General features: G+C 52.1%; 4 protein-coding genes. 3 read left to right on the forward strand and 1 reads right to left on the reverse strand.

Annotation, left to right across the window (positions count from 1 at the left end; all coding sequences use genetic code 11):
* The first annotated feature begins 152 nt into the window (after window positions 1-152).
* Both V6D20_08790 and V6D20_08795 read left to right on the forward strand, forming a co-directional pair.
* Complete coding sequence (locus V6D20_08790; GenBank protein HEY9815873.1) at window positions 153-584, forward strand: ester cyclase; 432 nt, start codon at window positions 153-155, stop codon at window positions 582-584.
* 88 nt (window positions 585-672) lie between these two features.
* The gene (locus V6D20_08795) at window positions 673-1,257 is read left to right on the forward strand and encodes a hypothetical protein (protein ID HEY9815874.1); all 585 of its coding nucleotides are present in this window, start codon (window positions 673-675) and stop codon (window positions 1,255-1,257) included.
* A 27-nt stretch (window positions 1,258-1,284) separates the two neighbouring features.
* Here the strand turns inward: V6D20_08795 and V6D20_08800 are convergent, their stop codons facing one another.
* Complete coding sequence (locus tag V6D20_08800; GenBank protein HEY9815875.1) at window positions 1,285-1,458, reverse strand: hypothetical protein; 174 nt, start codon at window positions 1,456-1,458, stop codon at window positions 1,285-1,287.
* Between the two features lie 103 nt (window positions 1,459-1,561).
* Between V6D20_08800 and V6D20_08805 the strand changes: the two genes are divergently transcribed.
* Window positions 1,562-2,078: hypothetical protein (locus V6D20_08805; GenBank protein ID HEY9815876.1), on the forward strand; the 517-nt coding region annotated here is incomplete at its 3' end.

Below are 2,078 nucleotides of genomic sequence, written 5' to 3' on the forward strand. Positions count from 1 at the left end.
GGTCGGCTATGCCACTGATCTGGAGGCTATGGAAAACGACCTTGATCAAATCGTCCAAAGTTTCACCGTGAAGCCTGCCCAGTAAGGGTAAACACCTGCTGCTCCTAATTTCTTACCCCAATTCAACCAAAAACGTTTAAGGAAAATCTCCCATGACGACGCAAGCTATCGCTCAAAACAACACGACCATCGCCCGCACCTTTTGCGAAGAAGTCTGGGGCAAGGGCAACCTGGAGGCTCTGCCCCAACTGACCCGTCCCGACTTCAGCATCTTCTACCCCATCATGAGCGCGCCGATGGATCGGGACAGCTACGGCGGCTTAATGGCCGATGTCCACACGGCATTCCCCGATTTTCGCGTCACCCTCAACGACATCATTGCCAAGGGCGAAAAAGTGGTGATTGCTTGGACGGCCCAGGGCACCCACACTGGGCATTTTGAACTGCTGAACCTGCCCCCGACCAGCAACGCCATTCGCTACACCGGCATGGTGATTTACCGCATCGAAGATGGCTACGTGGCAGAGGGCAGAGGCGAAGAAGATATTCCCACCCTGCTCCGACAGTTGGGAGTGTGGGGCTAAGCACCCTGTTCCTTCCTCCGAAATGTTCAGGCTTTCATTTCCCATTCCATTCACGATTCAACCCATCATTCAACCCAAGAGGTCTACTATGAAACGCCAAATTCTTGCCGCTACGTTGCTCGGACTTTCCCTGGTCAGTGGAGGATGTACCACTGCTATTTCTAGCTCCCTCGACAGCAACGCTCCCCTGGAAGCACAAGCCGCGACGCCAACCCTGGAGCCTGTTGTGAGCACCGATGGCAACATCCAACTCACCATTCCTGATACCTGGAAAAGCGCGGAAATTTCTGAAGCCGAGCAGCAAAGCAATATCGTACTGAAACTCACCACTGACCAAGGAGAACTCGGACTCATGGTAATGGCAATGCCCAAAATAGATGGCATGACATTTGACATCTTTCAAGTCGCAGTTTCTGGTTCAGTACAGGCGGTAGTGGGCGACGCGGATGCCGTGAGCCTGACCAGCCTGGAAGAGTTGAGCGGTCTACCAGCTTTGCAATATGAGGGAGTAGGCACCTTTGACGATCGCCCCCTACGAGTTCAGGCGACTGGGGTTGAAGCGACTGATACTTACTACAACATTTTGGTCGCTGGTGATGCAAACACCTTCGCTATGCAGGAAGACAACGTGCAGCAAATGGTCAATAGCTTCACGGTCAACGCCCCTCAATAAGCCAAGCCTGGTTTCGTCGGGAAAGGGCTACCCCAAGTCAGCCTGATCGTCTTCGAGCAAAACACCCGCGCCAAGCGCCTCTACGATCGCCTGGGCTACCGCAAAATCAAACGCGCCGCCGTCGTCCCCCATCCCCTGATCGAGGCATCTGGCGATGGCCTGCTGATGGTGAAGCCGCTGGTTTAATCCAGCCTCACCCACCGTTCCTCTAACCGTTCAACGAATCCATCTCGATCGAGCAGCATCCAAGGCTGTTCACAACCTTCGCTGTCCTTTTTTATCTTTATCTCAGGAGACATTCGTCATGACCATTCAAAAAGTCGGATCCGAATTTGTAGTGAATCTAGAAACTGAAGGGAGTCAGTATCATCCCACGATTACCGCTGACGCATCAGGCAACTTTGTCATAGCTTGGACTGACCAATTTGGAGATGCAAGCGGGCTTGGAATTCGTGCCCGTCGGTTTGATGCGTTGGGTGTTCCCTTAGGTATTGATTTTCCAGTTAACTCTTTTGCTCCAGGTCAGCAGTCTCAACCTGAACTTGCAAGTAACGAGTATGGTGATTTTGTGGCCGTTTGGACCAACGCGTTACCGAACCAGGCTCCTTTTCTGGGGCGAGGAGGTGACATTAGTAGTCGTCATTTTTCGAGAGATGGTTCTTATGTAGCTCCCGCAGACACCCTGAATGTGAATGCTTTTACGGCAGGCAATCAGAGTAATGCTCAAATTGCGATGAACCGACAGGGCAACTATGTCGTGGTTTGGGAAAATAATCAGCTAGACCAGACCAACACCTATGGCATTTATGCCCAGATGTTTT

The sequence above is a fragment of the Candidatus Obscuribacterales bacterium genome, from assembly GCA_036703605.1.
Lineage (GTDB): Bacteria > Cyanobacteriota > Cyanobacteriia > RECH01 > RECH01 > RECH01.